Annotated in this window: 10 protein-coding genes and 1 tRNA gene; 5 read left to right on the top strand and 6 right to left on the bottom strand. The window is 67.8% G+C overall.

Annotation, left to right across the window (positions count from 1 at the left end):
* The first annotated feature begins 78 nt into the window (after positions 1-78).
* Both EYF70_RS03395 and EYF70_RS03390 read left to right on the top strand, forming a co-directional pair.
* Entirely contained in the window at positions 79-1,188 is a 1,110-nt protein-coding gene (locus EYF70_RS03395; RefSeq protein WP_229420981.1) for an efflux RND transporter periplasmic adaptor subunit, read from the top strand.
* Positions 1,189-1,213: 25 nt separating this feature from the next.
* Positions 1,214-4,378, top strand: coding sequence for an efflux RND transporter permease subunit (locus EYF70_RS03390; RefSeq protein ID WP_131144143.1), 3,165 nt, complete (start codon positions 1,214-1,216; stop codon positions 4,376-4,378).
* 207 nt (positions 4,379-4,585) lie between these two features.
* On the opposite strand, the gene EYF70_RS03385 is transcribed toward EYF70_RS03390, so the two are convergent.
* The gene (locus EYF70_RS03385; RefSeq protein ID WP_131144142.1) at positions 4,586-5,329 is read right to left on the bottom strand and encodes a GAF domain-containing protein; all 744 of its coding nucleotides are present in this window, start codon (positions 5,327-5,329) and stop codon (positions 4,586-4,588) included.
* A gap of 185 nt (positions 5,330-5,514) precedes the next feature.
* Between EYF70_RS03385 and EYF70_RS03380 the strand changes: the two genes are divergently transcribed.
* Positions 5,515-7,104 (top strand): methyl-accepting chemotaxis protein, encoded by a 1,590-nt coding sequence (locus EYF70_RS03380; RefSeq protein WP_131144141.1) that lies wholly within the window; start codon positions 5,515-5,517, stop codon positions 7,102-7,104.
* A 241-nt stretch (positions 7,105-7,345) separates the two neighbouring features.
* Here the strand turns inward: EYF70_RS03380 and EYF70_RS03375 are convergent, their stop codons facing one another.
* Complete coding sequence (locus EYF70_RS03375) at positions 7,346-7,909, bottom strand: GNAT family N-acetyltransferase (RefSeq protein WP_131144140.1); 564 nt, start codon at positions 7,907-7,909, stop codon at positions 7,346-7,348.
* A gap of 77 nt (positions 7,910-7,986) precedes the next feature.
* Between EYF70_RS03375 and EYF70_RS03370 the strand changes: the two genes are divergently transcribed.
* Positions 7,987-8,060, top strand: a tRNA-OTHER gene (locus tag EYF70_RS03370).
* A gap of 12 nt (positions 8,061-8,072) precedes the next feature.
* A complete protein-coding gene (locus EYF70_RS03365) occupies positions 8,073-10,373 on the top strand; it encodes a hypothetical protein (protein WP_131144139.1) in 2,301 nt (766 codons plus the stop codon).
* Here EYF70_RS03365 and EYF70_RS03360 read toward each other — a convergent pair.
* From EYF70_RS03360 to EYF70_RS03345, 4 genes are all read right to left on the bottom strand, one after another.
* Positions 10,367-11,767, bottom strand: a complete 1,401-nt coding sequence (locus tag EYF70_RS03360; protein ID WP_131144138.1) for an efflux transporter outer membrane subunit — start codon at positions 11,765-11,767, stop codon at positions 10,367-10,369. The two genes, EYF70_RS03365 and EYF70_RS03360, sit on opposite strands and share 7 nt — an antisense overlap.
* Positions 11,764-12,930: an HlyD family secretion protein gene (locus EYF70_RS03355; RefSeq protein WP_131144137.1), complete on the bottom strand. Its 1,167-nt coding sequence runs from the start codon at positions 12,928-12,930 to the stop codon at positions 11,764-11,766. The genes EYF70_RS03360 and EYF70_RS03355 overlap by 4 nt, the downstream gene beginning before the upstream one ends.
* Positions 12,927-14,603, bottom strand: a complete 1,677-nt coding sequence (locus EYF70_RS03350; RefSeq protein ID WP_131144136.1) for an MFS transporter — start codon at positions 14,601-14,603, stop codon at positions 12,927-12,929. The genes EYF70_RS03355 and EYF70_RS03350 overlap by 4 nt, the downstream gene beginning before the upstream one ends.
* Before the next feature lie 140 nt (positions 14,604-14,743).
* Complete coding sequence (locus EYF70_RS03345; protein WP_131144135.1) at positions 14,744-17,164, bottom strand: catalase; 2,421 nt, start codon at positions 17,162-17,164, stop codon at positions 14,744-14,746.
* Between the last annotated feature and the right edge of the window lie 43 nt (positions 17,165-17,207).

Raw genomic sequence — 17,207 nt, 5'->3', positions numbered from 1 at the left:
AAGCTCAAAGGCAAGCTGAAAGACAAGCTGAAGGACCAGCTGAAAACGAAACCGCTCGCGCTGGCCCTGCTGGCCGCCATGATCGTGGGCAGCGGCGGCGTGATGCTGTACAGCCCCTCCTCCAGCGCCGCCGATGAAAAGAAACCGGCGGCCACTCCCGCGCTGACCGTCTCCACCACGCGGCCGGAATCGGCCACGCTGCCGCTGCGGCTCACCGCGAACGGCAACGTGGCGGCGTGGCAGGAAGCCTCGCTGGGCAGCGAATCGAATGGCCTGCGGCTGACCGAGGTGCGCGTCAACGTGGGCGATGTCGTCAAGAAGGGCCAGGTGCTGGCCGTGTTCTCCGCCGACACCGTGAATGCCGACGTGGCGCAGGCGAAGGCCGCGCTGGCCGAGGCGCGCGCCAACGCCGCCGAGGCGCAGGCCAATGCAAAGCGGGCGCGCGCCGTGCAGGCTTCCGGCGCGCTGTCCGAACAGCAGGTCTCGCAGTACCTGACGGCCGAGCAGACCGCCAATGCGCGCATCGAATCGGCGCGCGCCACGCTGGCGGCCCAGCAGCTGCGCCTGAAATACACGCAGGTGGTGGCACCGGACAGCGGCGTGATCTCGGCGCGCACCGCCACGGTGGGCTCGGTGGTGGGCACCGGTACCGAATTGTTCCGGATGATCCGCCAGGGCCGCCTCGAATGGCGCGCCGAGGTGACGGCGGCCGAGCTGAAGAACATCCGCGTGGGCTCCACGGCCACCGTGAAGGCAGCCAACGGCAGCGAACTGCAAGGCAAGGTGCGCATGATCGCGCCCACCATCGACCCGCAGACCCGCTCGGCGCTGGTGTATGTCGACCTGCCGCCGGACACGCGCAGCAATGCGCCGTTCAAGGCCGGCATGTTCGCCAGCGGCCACTTCGACCTGGGCACCTCGGCGGCGCTGACGCTGCCGCAGCCGGCCGTGGTGGTGCGCGACGGCTTCCCGTATGTATTCCGGCTGAACGCCGATTCGCGCGTCAGCCAGCTGAAGGTGCAGACCGGGCGGCGCGTGGGCGAGCGGATCGAGATCCTGTCCGGCGTGAAGGCCGACATGCCGGTGGTGCTGAGCGGCGCCGGCTTCCTGAACGACGGCGATCTGGTGCGCGTGGCCAATGCGGGCCAGGCAACGGCGGCAGCCGCGGCACAGCGCGCCGCGAAGTGAGGCGAAGTCAAATGAAGGACATGCGATGAATTTTTCCGCCCTGTCGATCCGGAATCCGATTCCGGCGATCATGCTGTTCGTGCTGCTCACGCTGGCCGGCCTGATGGCCTACAAGGCCAACCCGGTGCAGGACTTCCCCGATATCGAGCTGCCCATCGTGACCGTCAGCGCCTCGCTGCCCGGCGCCGCGCCGGCCCAGCTGGAAACCGAGGTCGCGCGCAAGATCGAGGATTCGGTCGCCACGCTGCAAGGCGTGAAGAACATCTACACCAAGGTGCTCGATGGCGTGGCCACCATCACCGTCGAGTTCATCCTCGAGAAGAACATCTCGGATGGCGTCAACGAAGTGCGCGACGCGGTCTCGCAGGTGCGTGCCGACATGCCCGCCGAACTGCGCGAGCCGGTGGTCAGCAAGGTCTCCACCGCCGGCCGGGTGATCACGACGTATATCGCGGTGAACAAACCCGGCACCACGCCGGTCGACAATGCCGACCTGTCGTGGTTCGTCGATAACACGGTGGCCAAGCGCCTGCTGACGGTACCCGGTGTCGGTGCCGTCAACCGCGTGGGTGGCGTGGACCGCGAGATCCGCGTGGAGCTGGACGATGCCCAGATGGCCGCCTTGCGCGTCTCCGCGCTGGATGTGTCGCGCCAGCTGCGGCTGGTGCAGCGCGAGGCGCCGGGCGGCCGCGGCGACGTGTCGGGCGCCGAGCAGTCGGTGCGCACCATCGGCACCGTGCAGTCGGCCCAGGAACTGGCGCGCATGGACATCCCGCTCGGCGATGGCCGCCACATCCGCCTCGACCAGATAGCCAAGGTGACCGACACGATCGCCGAACCGCGCGCCATCGCCACGCAGGATGGCAAGCCGGTGGTGGCCTTCGAGGTGTTCCGCACCAAGGGCGCCAGCGAAACGGCGGTGGCCGACGGCGTGAAGGAAGCAGTCGAGCAATTGCGCAAGGATCATCCGAACCTGGAATTGCGCCAGGTGATCGACAATGCCTTCCCCGTCGAGGAAAACTTCGAAGGCTCGATGGAGCTGCTGTACGAAGGCGCGATCCTGGCCGTGATCGTGGTGTTCTGGTTCCTGCGCGACTGGCGCGCCACGCTGGTGGCGGCGGCCGCGCTGCCGCTGTCGGTGCTGCCCGCCTTCCTCGGCATCTACTGGTTCGGCTACACGCTGAACACGGTGACGCTGCTGTCGCTGGCGCTGGTGGTCGGCGTGCTGGTGGACGATGCGATCGTGGAGATCGAGAACATCGAGCGCCACCTTCAGATGGGCAAGACGCCGATGCAGGCCGCGCTGGAGGCGGCCGATGAAATCGGCATGGCGGTGATCGCCACCACGTTCGCGCTGGTGGCGGTGTTCCTGCCCACCGCGTTCATGGGCGGCATCCCCGGCAAGTTCTTCAAGCAGTTCGGCTGGACCGCCGTGCTGGCCGTACTGGCCTCGCTGGTGGTGGCGCGGCTGCTGACGCCGATGATGGCGGCCTACCTGCTCAAGCCGCACAAGCCGAAGCATCCGGGCCACGTCGAGGAAGACGGCCCGATCATGTCGCGCTACATGCGCACCATGAAGTGGTGCCTGAAGCACCGCATGTTCACGGCGCTGGCCTCGGCGATCTTCTTCGTGTGCTCGATCATGCTGGTGGGCCTGCTGCCGACCGGCTTCGTGCCGCCGGCCGACCGCGCGCAGACGCAGGTCAACGCCGAACTGCCGCCCGGATCCACGCTGGCGCAAACGCGCGAAGTGGCCGAGCAGGCACGCCAGGCGGCGATGCGGGTACCTGGCGTAACAGGCGTGTTCAGCTCGATCGGCGGCGGTTCTTCCGGCGATGCGTTCGCGCCCGGCGCCGCCGCCGAAGCGCGCCGCGCGGTGCTGACGATTACCACGGTGCACCGCACGGACCGCGATGAAACGATGCCGGAGATCGATTCACTGCTGCGCCGCCAGCTGGCCGGCATCGCCGGTGCTCGCTTCACCGTGGGCCCGCCCGATACCGGCGTGAAGATGCAGCTGGTGCTGCAGTCGGAAGACCCGGATGCGCTGATCGCCGCCGCCCGCCGCGCCGAGCGCGAACTGCGCACCCTGTCCGGCATCGGCAACGTCACGTCGTCGGCATCGCTGGTGCGGCCGGAGATCATCGTGCGGCCCGACTTCGCCCGCGCCGCCGAACTGGGCGTGACGGCCGCGTCGATCGGCGAAACGGTGCGCGTGGCCACCGCCGGCGACTACGACTTCGACCTGACGAAGATGAACCTGCCGGAGCGGCAGGTGCCGATCCGCGTCAAGCTGCCGGACTATGTGCGCGCCGACCTCGACGCCATCGGCCGCCTGACGGTGCCGGGCCGTAACGGCCCCGTGCTGCTGGCCAGCGTGGCGGCGATCACGATGGAATCCGGCCCGGCCCAGATCGACCGCCTGAACCGCAGCCGCAACGTGACGCTGGACGTGGAACTGGGCAGCCGTTCGCTGGGCGAACTGAACGCCGAGGCGCGCAAGCTGCCGGCGCTGGCCAACCTGCCGCCGAACGTGCGGATCGCCGAACTGGGCGACGCACAGGAAATGGCCGCGCTGTTCGCCAGCTTCGGCATCGCGATGGCGATCGGCGTGCTGTGCATCTATGGCGTGCTGGTGCTGCTGTTCAAGGACTTCATGCAGCCGGTGACGATCCTGGCGGCGCTGCCGCTGTCGATCGGCGGCGCCATCGTGCTGCTGCTCATCACCGGCAACGCGCTGTCGATGCCGTCGATGATCGGCCTGATCATGCTGATGGGGATCGTGACGAAGAACTCGATCCTGCTGGTCGACTACGCGATCCTGGCGCGCCAGGCCGGCATGAGCCGCACCGAGGCGCTGGTGGACGCCTGCCACAAGCGGAGCCGCCCGATCCTGATGACGACCATTGCGATGGGTGCCGGCATGATGCCGCTGGCGCTGGGCCTGGGCGCGGACCCGAGCTTCCGCGCGCCGATGGCGATCACGGTGATCGGCGGTCTGATCACGTCCACGCTACTGAGCCTGCTGGTGGTGCCGGCCGTGTTCACGTATGTGGACGATATCGAGCACTGGATCGCGAAGGTAGCGCGCAAGCTGCGGCACAAGGACCATCCGCACGGCGACCATCCGCATGGCGAAGCCGCCAACCTGCCGCAAGCTGCGGAGCCGGGCAAGGCCGGCGGGCACTGAGCCAGAATCGGTGTGTTAAGCGTTACCCGCACATTGAAGGGGCATGAATTCACCCCAAAAGCGAAGGGCTGGGGTCAGACCCGCCGGGTCTGACCCCGGAGTTTGCACTTGGTTGGGCTCAACTCAACGGCATTAGTGCCTGTCACCGTTTTTCGTATGACCGTTTTGCCAGCTGGCGGCCTGCCGGCAAGCGGCACTGGCCCTGGCTCAGCCCTTCGCCATCTCTTCCGATGCGATATCGGCCAGGTCGATCAGCGCCTGCAATTCCGCGCCGCGCAGCTTGCGCGGTTCACGGTCGATCACGCACAGCGTGCCCAGTGCCAGGCCGGCGGAGTCGCGCAGCGGCACCCCGGCATAGAAGCGGATCTTCGGATCGCCCTGCACCAGCGGATTGTCGCGAAAACGCGGGTCGGCCGCGGCATCTTCCACCACGAACGGTTCGCCGGCCAGCACCGCGTGCGAGCAGAACGCCCACTCGCGCGGCGTTTCCTGCGCCTCGATCCCCACGCGCGCCTTGAACCATTGCCGGGTGGATGTCAGCAACGACACCAGCGCGATGGGTGAACCCGTCACTTGCGCGGCGAGACGCACGATGCGGTCGAAACGCGCTTCGGCCGCCGTGTCGACCAGCCGCGACGTTTCCAGCGCAGCCAGGCGCGCCGCCTCGCCCCGGTCCACGGGATAGCCGGGCGCCTGGTGCGGCTGGAATTCGGCCGGCGAGACAGGCGACAGGGCCGCCTCCACGGCCTGGCCGACAGTGGCGGCCGAGCCGCCGGGCGTGCGTTCGAGCAGCCTGTCGATCGCGGAAAGCCGGGTGCGCCGGTGCCCGCCCGGTGTCTTCCAGGAGGCGATCGCGCCGCTTTCCATCCACATCTGGACGGTACTGGTGGCAACGCCGAGCAGGCGCGCCGCGGCGGTGGTGGTCAGGATGGGATCGTCGGTATCGCTCATGTTCAAAAAAACCTCTGCATGGGCAACAGTATACCGGGTTCGACGGGAATTTAACGAATTTGACGAAAACGCGTCACAATCCATCAAATTCGTCAAATATTGTTGAGTTACGGAAATTAATACCGCATAATCTCGCTCAGTTTCATCAAATCGATTTCCCAACCACTCTTTTATCGGCCCCTGTCATGCACGCCTTCCGTCACGCAAGCATCGCTACCAAGCTGTACTCGGCCTTTGCCCTGGTCCTGCTGTTTACCGTCATCCTTGCCGTCTTCTCGATTGCACGCGTGAACCAGATCGATGCGGCGCTCGACAGCGCCAACGCATTGCGCCGCACCCAGCTCGACCCGCTGCTGGACGCCCGCGAGGCGCTGGCGCAGACCGGCATCGCGGCGCGCAACGCCTTCATCTTCCACGACGCCGCGGCAGCCGCGCGCGAACTGGATATCGTCGATCGGCAAAAGGCGCTGTACCTGGCCGAACTGGACAAGCTGGAGCCGCTGCTGCGCGACCAGGCGCAATTCGCCAAGGTCCGTGAAGGCATGCTGCAGATGGCGCGCGAGCTGGAGCGGCCACGCAAGTACCGCGCGGCGAACGAGATGGAAGCGTACGGGGTGTTCCTCGTCGAGGAATGCAGCCCGCTGCGCCGGCGCATCGTGGCCGACATCGAAGTGCTGATGAGCGAACTGGAACAGCGCAACGAAGTCGCCACCGCTGCCGCCAGCGAACAGGCGGCGTCGGCGCGCTGGTGGATCGGCGCGCTGGCCATCGTCTGCGCCCTGCTGTGCGTGGCCATCGGTACCGCCATCGTGCGCGGCCTGCTGCGCCAGCTGGGCGGTGAACCCGGCTACGCCACCAGCGTGGCGCGCGCCATTGCCCGCGGCGAACTGCACCGCCCGGTGGATACCGGCCGCGCCCACGAGAAAAGCCTGCTGCACGCCATGGGCTCGATGCGCGATGGCCTGGCCGGCATCGTTACCGAGGTGCGCGGCGGAACGGTGGCGATCGCCTCGGCCTCCGCCGAAATCGCTTCGGGCAACGCCGACCTGTCGGCCCGCACCGAAGCACAGGCACAGGCGCTGGTGCGGGTGACGGCGTCGATGGAGCAGCTGGTCGATTCCGTCCGCACCAATGCCGGCTACGCGGAAGAAGCCAGCACCCTGTCGCGCCAGGCCTCGGATGTGTCGCGCCAGGGCGGCGAGGCGGTGGACAGCATCGTCGCCACGATGAACCTGATCGGCGCATCGTCGAAGAAGATCGTCGACATCATCGCCGTGATCGATGGCATCGCCTTCCAGACCAATATCCTGGCCCTGAATGCGGCCGTGGAAGCGGCCCGCGCCGGCGAACAGGGGCGCGGCTTCGCCGTCGTCGCCAGCGAGGTGCGCAACCTGGCGCACCGCTCCGCCGCCGCCGCGAAGGAAGTCAAGCAGCTGATCGAGGATTCGGTCGCCAAGGTCGATACCGGCACGGTGCTGGTCGGCGCCGCGGGCACCACCATGAAGGACGTGGTCGAGGGCATCGCCCGCGTGTCGGCGATCATGGAAAACATCTCGGCCGTGACGCGCACGCAAAGCAGCGACATCGAATCGGTCGGCCAGGCCATCGGCCAGCTGGATGCGATGACGCTGCAGAATGCCGCGCTGGTCGAGCAGGCATCCTCGGCGGCGCAAGCGCTGCGCCTGCAAGCCGACCAGCTGGCCGGCGTGGTCGACACGTTCCAGCTCGAGCCCGCCAATGCGGGCTCCCCCAGGCTGGCGCTGGGCGGCGCCTGAATCCAGGAACCGGTGGCTTTCGTACACCTTGCAAAGTAAATGGTGACTGTCACCGTTTTTGAACCGGTGCTTTCGGACACCTTGCAAATAAATGGTGACTGTCACCGTTTTTGCCCCCGCGGCTTTCGGACACCTTGCAAGATAAATGGTGACTGTCACCATTTTTGAACCAGTGCTTTCGGACACCTTGCAAAAAAATGGTGACTGTCACCGTTTTTAGCCGGTCATCGGTTCTTGCCTGTCACCGGTCCTGTCTGGCGTTCGCTTCCCACTCGCGCCGTAGCAGGCCGTACAGCAACGAATCGCAGACCTCGCCGCCGACGATCCACCGTTCGCGCAGCAAGCCCTCGCGCTGGAAGCCCAGGCGCTCCAGCGCGCCGGTGGACCCGGTGTTGCGCGGGTCGACGTCGGCCTCGAGCCGGTGCATGTCCAGCTCGACGAACGCGAATTCCAGCAGCGCCCGCAGCGCTTCGTTGATATAACCCTTGCCCCAGTGCGCACGGCCCAGCGCGTAGCCCACCTCGCAGCGGCGGTTCGGCCAGTGCGGCCGGACCAGGCCGCAATTGCCGATCTGCCGGCCGGTCTCGTTGAGAACGATGGCGAAGCGGAAGTGTTCGCGTGCCGCGAAGGCTGCGGCATCGCTGGCGATCTGCTGCGCGGGACGTGCGGGATCGGTCCATGCACGCTCGCTGAAGTAGCGCATCACCTCGGGATCGCCATGGATCGCCATCAGGTCGTCTTCATCGCCGGGGCGTGGCGGGCGCAGGGTCAGGCGCGGGGTAGTCAGGGTAATGTGGTAGTCCATGGCTGGGATTTGATTGACGGCCTGACATGTTATCCTACCGGCGATGAAGCCGGTGACGGTATCATCGCACAGTCAGTTCCGGGGTAGTTCAGTGGAAGAATGCCTGGCTTTTACCGGGTGGGCGCCGGTTCGATTCCGGCCCCCGGACCCACATGGAGAGCACATGTCCACTACCCCGCCCGACGAGCCGTCCCGGGCCGCCATCGGTTCCGCGTATCCCGCATTCAAGCTTGCGCAGGCGCTCATCGCCAACGCGCGATCGACGGGTTCTTCCTCCAAGGTTCGTCAATGGATTGCGGTGCTGGAGAATATCTTCGCGGGTACCGTCGATCATGGCTCCCGAACGCCCGTCGACGGCGTGCCGGCATGGGTCACGCTCGAAGTCGTCACAGGTGGATTCGCCACTGGCGCCCTGGCCGCCGGCGGCCTGCTGCAGCCGCATGAACAAGAGCTGCTGGCCACGCTTCCAGAGGCCGCGCCCGACAGCGGACGACTGGCTTTGAATACGCATTTCCTGACCGATGCGGGCTTCGAGACGCTGAACGGCTGGCTCGATGATGGCTGCTACCGGATCTCGGTGCCCGAAGAGTCGGCACTGCTGACCGTCGCCTGGCTGGCACGCCATGACCGCCTCGATGAGGCACTCACCCTGACCGCGCAACTGGCACCGCACTTTTCGCGATTGCGGTTCTATCCGGCGCCTTCCAGCCACCCTCCGCATCCGTCAGGATCGGTCCATCTCCAGACCGCTGGCGAAGCCCTCGCCAGGATCGCTGCCATCGAACCCGATCGCCGCGTCCTGGCGCAGCGTGCCGCCGTCGACATCTGGGCGCCGATCCATGACCGCGTGGTCGGGATGTTCCTCGAGATAATCGAGGATGGCTGGCCAGGACGGCCCTGTCCCGAGGGCTGGCGCGACCGGGCTGCCCGATTGATCGACGAGATGCATGCCACGGCCGCCGCGCATGGATGCCGTGGCAAGGCGGCAAGGCCGAACGGGCATCAGGCACAGTTACGCCACCTGCTGGAAACCTGCGTCGCGGCGCCACATGCGTTGACCGCGCATGACATCGCCCGCGTCCGGCACATCGTGCAATGCTGCGTCGCCAAGCGCGGCGCACCTGGCTCGGCCGCGTGCATGGAAGCCCGCGCCCGGGCTCGGGCCGACGTATGCGGGCCGCTGCATGCGGACATTGCAGCGCTGGTGGCGCAACGCCTGCGGGCATATCCGGCCGACGCGGGAATCGAAGATCCCGAGCCGCTGGGACAACCAGTCAGCGGATCCGAGGCCACGGCGAGCGTGCCGGCAGCCACGCCGATTCCGTCATCGATACGGCGCAAGGCGCGGCGCTGCCGGAGCGACACGCCGGAGCGCCTGATTGCTGCTGGCCTGATCACCTCCGGCGACAAGCTTGCCGAAGTACTGCCACAGCTGACGGCCACGCTGCACTCGGCTTATTTCACCGAACCCGCGCTGGGCATGCTGTACGCGGAGACCTATCGCGCATTCCGGCGGCGGCGCTCGCTGCTTCTGCTGAACATGCAGAAACAGGTACAGTTCCATGAACTGCCGTGGGTCGCCGCGATGGAAGGCATGCGTGCGCCCGCCTCCTCGACAGTGGCAACCTCCCGCCAGCATCTGGTCGATATTGCCAGCCTCGCGCTGAGGTCCTTTCCACAAGCGCTGATCCCCAACAAGCTGCTGCAGGAGCTTCGCGCTCTCGCAGCGGACGCACAGCCCGGCATGCCGCTCGTCGAAGAACTGGCCGCCGATATCTTCGCTGGCGCATTCTCCGAAAAATTCGTCGCCGCCGCACAGCGCGCGGCCGGGTTTCTGGACGGCTCCCTGTACGCCCGTTACTACAGGATCGACTACAGCGAGATTGCCGGCCTTGCCGCGGTGCCCGCGTCGAAGGATATTCGCCAGCGGAATGCCCTGTCGACAAGCGCCGAGGCATTTGCCGCCATCTGCAGCAGGCGTGCCAATGCGACCGGAAAATTCAGTTCAGTCGCAAGCAATGGCATGCTCATCGAGCAGCAGCAGATCCTGACAACCCAGAACCTGGCCGTCTTGTGGCACGACCTGGAGCTCCATCGCACACTGTCGGCCGATCTCGCGAACATGTGCAGGCATTGCTTCCGATGGATGTGCGGTCGGCTGGCCGGTGCGGCGCCCGACCGGCACGCCGACCTCATTCGCGTGAAGAACAGCGCATATGCCTGGCGACAGATGGTCTTCTTCCTGACGATGATGGACCGCCCCGGCGTGGACGCCTTCCTGGCGTGGGCCGGAGAGCACCTTGGCCGGCATGCGGCAGTGCTGCCGGCGGGCCTGCCGCATGTGCTGCAAGGACTGATCGCGACGGCACATGGAACAGCACGTGAAAACCGGCGCGCCATCGATCCATTTACCGGGTGGACCGAGTACGAGCATCCACTGGCCGGGCGGCATACAGCCTACTGACCAGGCGCGGTCCACCCTCCCCCCATCGCCCGGTACAGGTCCACCGACGCGGCCAGCAGCCGCGCGCGCAGTTGCAGGCGCGCCACGTCCGCCGCATACAGGCTGCGCTGCGCATCGAGTTCCTCCAGGTAGGCCGCATAGCCGTTGGCGTAGCGGTTGTGGGCAATGCGCAGCGTTTCGGCGGCGGTGGCGCGGCGCGCGTCGTTCTGCACCACCTGCTCGCGCAGCCGCGTGATGGCATCGAGGCCGTTTTCCGTCTCGGCGAACGCCTGCCGCACCGTATTCTCGTAAGCGATGAGCGCCTGGTTGCGCTGCACGGCGGCGGAATCGGTGGCGGCCTGCACCCGGCCCCCGTCGTACAGCGGCGCCACCAGCGTGCCGGCGAGGCGCCACAGGCGGGTGGGCCCGTGCAGCAGGTCGGACAGATCGGTGGACTGGATGCCGCCGGCGGCCGTGAGGCGGAAAGTGGGCAGCAACTGGTCGCGCGTGGCGGCCAGCTGGGCGCTGGCGGCCGCGATGGCCTGTTCGGCGCGCGCGATGTCGGGCCGGCGGCGCAGCAGGTCCGACGGCAAGCCGGCCGGCACCGGCGGCGGCACCAGTTCGGCCAGCGCCTTGCCCCGCGCGATCGGGCCCGGCGAAGCACCCGCCAGCAGCGACAGCGCGTTTTCCTGCTCGAAGATCTGCCGCTGCAGTTGCGGGACCTGTTCGGCCGCCGTGTCGTATTCGGCCTGCGCCTGCAGCCATTCCAGGCGCGAGCTGTAGCCCACCTCGAACTGGCGGCGCGCCAGGTCGCGCGAACGCTCGCGCAGTTGCAGGGTGGCCCGGGCCAGTTCCAGCTGCGCATCGAGCCCGCGCAGGTTCAGGTAGCCGGTGGCCACGTTGGCGGCGATCGACAGCGCCACGGCATCCAGGCTGGCCTGCTCGCCGCGCAGCGTGGCCGCGGCGGCCTCGGTGGCGTTGGCCAGCCGGCCCCACACATCGATCTCGTAGGCGGCCTGGAACTCGGCCTGGAATGCATTGGCCACGTAGGGCCGTCCCGTCGCGGGCGACAGCGCCCGTGCCCGCGCGGGCGAGGTGTCGAACGACAGCGTGGGCTGCTGCGCGGCGGCCGCGGCGCGCACGCGCGCCCGGTAATCCTCGATCCGCTCGCGCGCCAGGCGCAGGTCGCCGTTGTTCGCCAGCGCCGCGGTCACCAGCGCCGCCAGCGCCGGATCGCCGAACCCCTGCCACCATTGCGCATCCACGGGCAACGCCGTGGCACCCTCCGGGATCGGCGCCCGCCACTGCGCCGGCACCTGGAGGCGTGACGCCGGCGGCGCGCCGACCTTCGCGGCACAACCGGCGAGCGCCGCTGCGACCATCCCCGCCACGAGCACCGGCACCACAGTCTTCATTGCCGCGCCTCCGCGTCATTGAGCTCGGCCGACGTATCGATGCTGACGATGACGGACATGCCGGGCCGCAGCCGGTCGGCCAGCTTCTGGCCCGGATCGATGCGGATCCGCACCGGAATGCGCTGGGCGATCTTCACATAGTTGCCGGTAGCGTTATCGGCGGGCAGCACGGAAAACTCCGAGCCGGTGGCCGGCGAAATGCGTTCGACCTGGCCGGTCAGCATCGCGCCATCGAGCGCGTCGACCTTGAACGTGGCGCTCTGGCCGACACGCACGCCATTCATCTGGGTTTCCTTCAGGTTGGCGATCACCCACATCTGGCGCGGCACGAGCCCCATCAGCTGCGCGCCCGAGTTGACGAACGCGCCGCGCCGTACGCCCACCTGGCCCAGCTGGCCATCCGACGGCGCCTGGATGCGGGTGTTGTCCAGGTCTACCTTCGCCGCCTTCAGCGCCGCCGCCGCATTGGCCACCGCCGCCTCCAGCGCGGCGCGGTTGACGGTCACCGATTGCGACTGCTGCCGCGAGATTTCCACGTTGGCCTGCGCCTGCGCGACGGCCGCCTGGGCCTGGGCGTGGGCGGCCCGCTGCGCATCGCGCTCGCGCTGCGACAGCGAACCGTCCTGCACCAGCTCCTCGACACGCGCCAGGTCGGCCTTCGCGCGGGTGGCCTGCGCCCGCGCATTGGCCAGCGCCGCTTCCTGCAGGGCGATGGTGGCGGCGGCGCTGCGGCGCGACTGGCCCCAGTTTTCCAGCGCCGCCCGCTGCGCCGCCAGTTGCGCCTCGGCCTGCTGGTAACGCTGCTCGTAGACGCGGCGGTCGATCTCCACCAGCAGGTCGCCCTGCTTCACATGCTGGAAATCCTGCACGTGCACCTGCGTGACATAGCCGGACAACTGGGTACCGATCACGGTCACCTGCCCGCGCACCAGCGCGTTCTCGGTCGACACGATCGGGCTGGTGAACGGCGGCAGCCGCCACGCGTACAGCACGATCAGCACGCCCACCAGCGCGACCAGCGAAAAGCCGACGATGGCCAGCCACTGGTGCGGCCGGTCGGGCTGGCCCGGCGCCGCGGCCGGCGGCGCGGCAGCCGGTGCGGGTGCGGGTGCGGGTGCAGGTGCGGCGGCTGGAGTTGGGGGTGTCGTATCGTTTGCGCTCATGTCGATCCGGAATTGTCGAGGGAAACCTTGGCCATGCCCGTCTGGGCATTCTGCACCGGCGCGGCGGGACGGCACGCGGTGCACATCTGCCACAGGTAGTGCGCCAGCATCCACGCCAGCGTGGCCACGGCGACGATGCTGATCAGCAGGAAGACATCGTTATAGGCGAGGATGTTGGCCTCGCGGGTGGCCGCCGCGCCGAGCGAGGCGATGCCCTGCGCGCTGCGCAGCGCCGGATCGGCCAGCGTGCCGGCCAGCGCGGCGCCGCTGCCCTGCACGCGGCTGGCCACCAGCGGATCGATCAGGGTCAGGTGCTCGACCAGCTGGCTGGAATGGTATTTCTCGCGCAGCACCTGCACCGTGCCCACCAGCGCGGAACCCAGCAGGCCGCCCAGGTTCTGCGTCATGGAAAACATCAGTGAAAAGCTGATCAGGTTCTTCGGCTGGGCGATGATCGCGCCGAAGCCGGAGACGAACACGGGGCCGATGAAGAACACGCCGGCGAACGCCAGCAAGGCCTGGCTGATGTACATCTGCGCCGGCCGCGTCAGGTTGGTGGCGTGCGCGTCCATCCAGGCGCCCAGCGCCATCAGCAGCAGGGCGAACATCAGCGATGTCTGTACCCGGCTCGGCGCGATCGTCAGCGCGCTGGCCACCATGCCGGCGATGCTGGCGGCCAGCGTGACGAGCCACAGCTCGCGCATCTGGTCGTTCTGCAGGCCCAGCGCCTGCAGGAAGCCGACCGTGCCGGTGGCTTCCGATTGCACGATGCGGATCAGCACCACGGACAGGGCCAGGCGCAGCATGCTGGCGGTGGTCAGCCAGCGGATATTCAACAGCGGATTGGCGCGATTGTGCTCGATCGTCACGGCGGCGGTGACCAGCACGATCGACCCGGCCAGGCACCAGCCCAGCCAGGGCGCCTCGAACCACCACACGGTGCGCCCCAGGCCCAGCACGGCGCACAGCAGCGCCACGCCGGGCGCGAACAGCGCGAAGGTGAGGAAATCGAGTTTCTCGAACGCGCGGATGCGGTCGCCCGGCGGCAGCTTCAGCAGCAGCACGCAGCCCAGCGACAGCAGGCACATGCCCAGCTCGAAGAAATACAGGCCGCGCCATTCGGCGATCTCCAATAGTTCGGTGGAGAAGATCCGCGCGATCGGCAGCGCCAGCTGCGAGAAGCCCACGCCCAGCACCACGCCCTTCAGCCGGTGCTGCGCCGGGAACCCTTGCAGCGTGTAGTACAGGCCCAGCGTGGTGAGCGCGGCACCCGACATGCCGCTGGCCGCGCGCACCAGGATCGCCGAGCCGAGGCCGTGCACGAACAGGTGGGCCAGCGTGGCCAGCGCGTACAGCACCAGGAACAGTTCGGTGAACAGCCGCAGGCCGAACTGCTGGCGGAATTTCACCAGCAGCAGGTTCATCGACACGCTGGCCATCACGTACACGGCGGGCAGCCACTGGATCTCGGCCGAGTAGACGCCCAGCGAACCTTGCGCATAGACGAGGTTGACGGTGACCAGCGCATTGCCCAGGCCGCCCGTCAGCGCGACGATGAAGCCGACCAGCAGGTAGGCCATGCGGCGGGGAGTCGAATGGAGCGGCGACGACGGCGACCCCGGCAACATCGGCCGTTCGTGGGGCTTCCAGGTTTGCGGGGCGTAGACGTCCATGCGGTCTAGAAAAAATGCAAAAAAACGGAAGCAGTACGAAAGGGTTGGATCAAATGATAAAGCCCGGCTGCCGCGCGTGGCGCATGCAACCGGGCCGGGCCTCACCTATGGCAGAGCTGAGGCCCTGGTGGTGGGCAGGCTTACACGGCCGGCGGATCGCTTTCGCGCACCCACACGCGGTGCTGCGCCAGCGCTTCCTTGAACGCGGCCAGCGCGGCGGCGGCATCGACCGGCTGGGCGCCGATGATGCCCGGGTCGGGCGAACCGTCGCGCAGCGCGGCGGGGATGCCGGCCTTGGCCAGCAGCTGCGCGCCGGCATCGACCACCATGATCGGCTTGCAGTGGCGGTACTGCTGCCGCAGGAAGTCGAGCGCGTTCGCATCGGCCGCCAGGGTTTGCGCGCACTGTTCGCCGGCCGGCACCACGACGGCGTCGTAGATCACGGCCGGCCCGGCTTCCAGCGTGATTTCCACGTCCAGCGTGGCGCTGTCGGCACCCGTGACCTGCCCCAGCCGCGAGGACACGACCCGCGGCACCGCGCCATCGGCGAGCAGCGATTCGTAGATGGTGCGCACACCGGCCACGTCCACGCCGTCGGCGACCAGGATCGCGACGCGGCGCGTGTGGATGCCCACCTGCCCCGGCCGCGCCAGCAGCGACAGCCCGGCCGACGTGCGGTAGGCCGGCAGCGGCCGCGTGGTGGCCATCGGCTGTGGATCGGGTACCGGCATGCCGAGGCCGGAGGCGACGGCATTGACCAGCGACGCATCCACGTTGGCCAGCATCGACAGCGTGCGCTTGCGGATCGCCGGCACCGTCACGCGCGTGAGCTCGAAGCGGAATGCGCCGATGATGTGCGAGCGCTCGACCGGTGTCTGGCTCTGCCAGAACAGGCGGGCCTGCGAATAATGGTCGGCGAACAGCTCGGGCTTGCCGCGCACCTTGTCCTCCACGAAGGTCTGCTGCGGGAAGCTCGTGAAGCCCATGCGGCCGCCCTGGAACGGGCAGCCGCCGCCCAGCGAGTTGGGTTCATAGGACACGCGGCCGCGGTTGATCGTCTGGCGGTGCATGCCGTCGCGCTGGTTGTTGTGTACCTGCGTGACCGGCGCGTTGATCGGGATCTCGTGGAAGTTCGGCCCGCCCAGGCGCGACAGCTGCGTATCCACATAGGAGTGGATGCGGCCGTGCAACAGCGGATCGTTGGTGAAGTCGATGCCGGGAATGACATGGGCCGTGCAGAAGGCCACCTGCTCGGTCTCGGCGAAGAAGTTGTCGGGGTTACGGTTCAGCACCATGCGGCCCACCGGCTTCACCGGCACCAGCTCTTCCGGCACCAGCTTGGTGGCATCGAGCACGTCGAACTCGAAGCTGTCGGCCTGTTCCTCGGTGAAGACCTGCAGGCCCAGTTCCCATTCGGGGAATTCGCCCGCCTCGATGGCTTCCCACAGGTCGCGGCGGTGGAAGTCGGGATCGGCGCCGCTGATCTTGACCGCTTCGTCCCACACCAGCGAATGCGTGCCCTGCAGCGGCGTCCAGTGGAACTTGACGAACACCGATTCGCCGGCCGCGTTCACCAGGCGGAAGGTATGCACGCCGAAGCCCTGCATCATGCGGTAGCTGCGCGGGATCGCGCGGTCCGACATGGCCCACATCAGCATGTGCATCGACTCGGGCATCAGCGAAACGAAGTCCCAGAAGGTGTCGTGCGCGCTGGCCGCCTGGGGCATCGCATTGTGCGGCTCGGGCTTCAGCGCATGCACCAGGTCGGGGAACTTCATCGCGTCCTGGATGAAGAACACGGGGATGTTGTTGCCCACCAGGTCCCAGTTACCCTCGTCCGTATAGAACTTGACGGCGAAGCCGCGCACGTCGCGCGCGGTATCGGTGGAGCCCCGTTCGCCGGCCACGGTGGAGAAGCGCACGAAGACCGGGGTCTTCTTGCCGGCCTGGGCGAACGGCGCCGCGCGCGTGATGGCCGACAGGTCCTCGTAGCTTTCGAAATAACCGTGCGCCGCCGAGCCGCGGGCGTGCACGATGCGCTCGGGGATGCGCTCATGGTCGAAGTGCGTGATCTTTTCGCGCAGGATGAAGTCTTCCATCAGCGTGGGGCCGCGCAGGCCCGCCTTCAGCGAATCCTGGTTGTTCGCCACCGGCACGCCCTGGTTGGTGGTCAGCACCTGGCCGCTCGAATCGGCGCGCACGCGGTCCAGCGGCGCATTGGTGTTGTTGACGCCGATCGGCGGCTGGCCACCGCCGGTCTTCGGCGAGGCGATGCCTTCCGCGGCGGTGCTGGCGGTGGCGAGATCGGTCGACGGCTTGGCGGTCTGCCCGGCTTGCGGCGTGCGCGCGGCATCGCCGTACTCGCCGGGCTTGTTGGCGTTATGCGTGGTTTGCGCGGCCAGGTCCATGCCACCGGCCTGCTTTTCCAGCAGCACGTCGCCCTGCGGATTGTTGTTGCCCAGCGATTGCGGCGGCGCCGCGCTGGAAGGACCTGAAACAGTGGAGAGGATGGAGCCGGCACCGTCGACGCCGGAGGACTGCCTGGTGGGAGGGGTGGTCATTGGGTCCTTGAAAATGATCGGAATACAGTGTGTTGCCGTGATC

The sequence above is a fragment of the Pseudoduganella albidiflava genome (assembly GCF_004322755.1).
GTDB lineage: Bacteria > Pseudomonadota > Gammaproteobacteria > Burkholderiales > Burkholderiaceae_D > Rugamonas > Rugamonas albidiflava.
The sequence above is the reverse complement of the archived record's forward strand: the minus strand, read 5'-3'. Positions and strand labels throughout refer to the sequence as shown.

Coding starts and splice junctions, on each gene's coding strand:
- EYF70_RS03350 (WP_131144136.1), bottom strand. CDS start 14,603: ATGGACGTCTACGCCCCGCAAACCTGGAAGCCCCACGAACGGCCGATG.
- EYF70_RS03385 (WP_131144142.1), bottom strand. CDS start 5,329: ATGAGCGATACCGACGATCCCATCCTGACCACCACCGCCGCGGCGCGC.
- EYF70_RS03365 (WP_131144139.1), top strand. CDS start 8,073: ATGTCCACTACCCCGCCCGACGAGCCGTCCCGGGCCGCCATCGGTTCC.
- EYF70_RS03375 (WP_131144140.1), bottom strand. CDS start 7,909: ATGGACTACCACATTACCCTGACTACCCCGCGCCTGACCCTGCGCCCG.
- EYF70_RS03345 (WP_131144135.1), bottom strand. CDS start 17,164: ATGACCACCCCTCCCACCAGGCAGTCCTCCGGCGTCGACGGTGCCGGC.
- EYF70_RS03360 (WP_131144138.1), bottom strand. CDS start 11,767: ATGAAGACTGTGGTGCCGGTGCTCGTGGCGGGGATGGTCGCAGCGGCG.
- EYF70_RS03390 (WP_131144143.1), top strand. CDS start 1,214: ATGAATTTTTCCGCCCTGTCGATCCGGAATCCGATTCCGGCGATCATG.
- EYF70_RS03355 (WP_131144137.1), bottom strand. CDS start 12,930: ATGAGCGCAAACGATACGACACCCCCAACTCCAGCCGCCGCACCTGCA.
- EYF70_RS03380 (WP_131144141.1), top strand. CDS start 5,515: ATGCACGCCTTCCGTCACGCAAGCATCGCTACCAAGCTGTACTCGGCC.
- EYF70_RS03395 (WP_229420981.1), top strand. CDS start 79: ATGATCGTGGGCAGCGGCGGCGTGATGCTGTACAGCCCCTCCTCCAGC.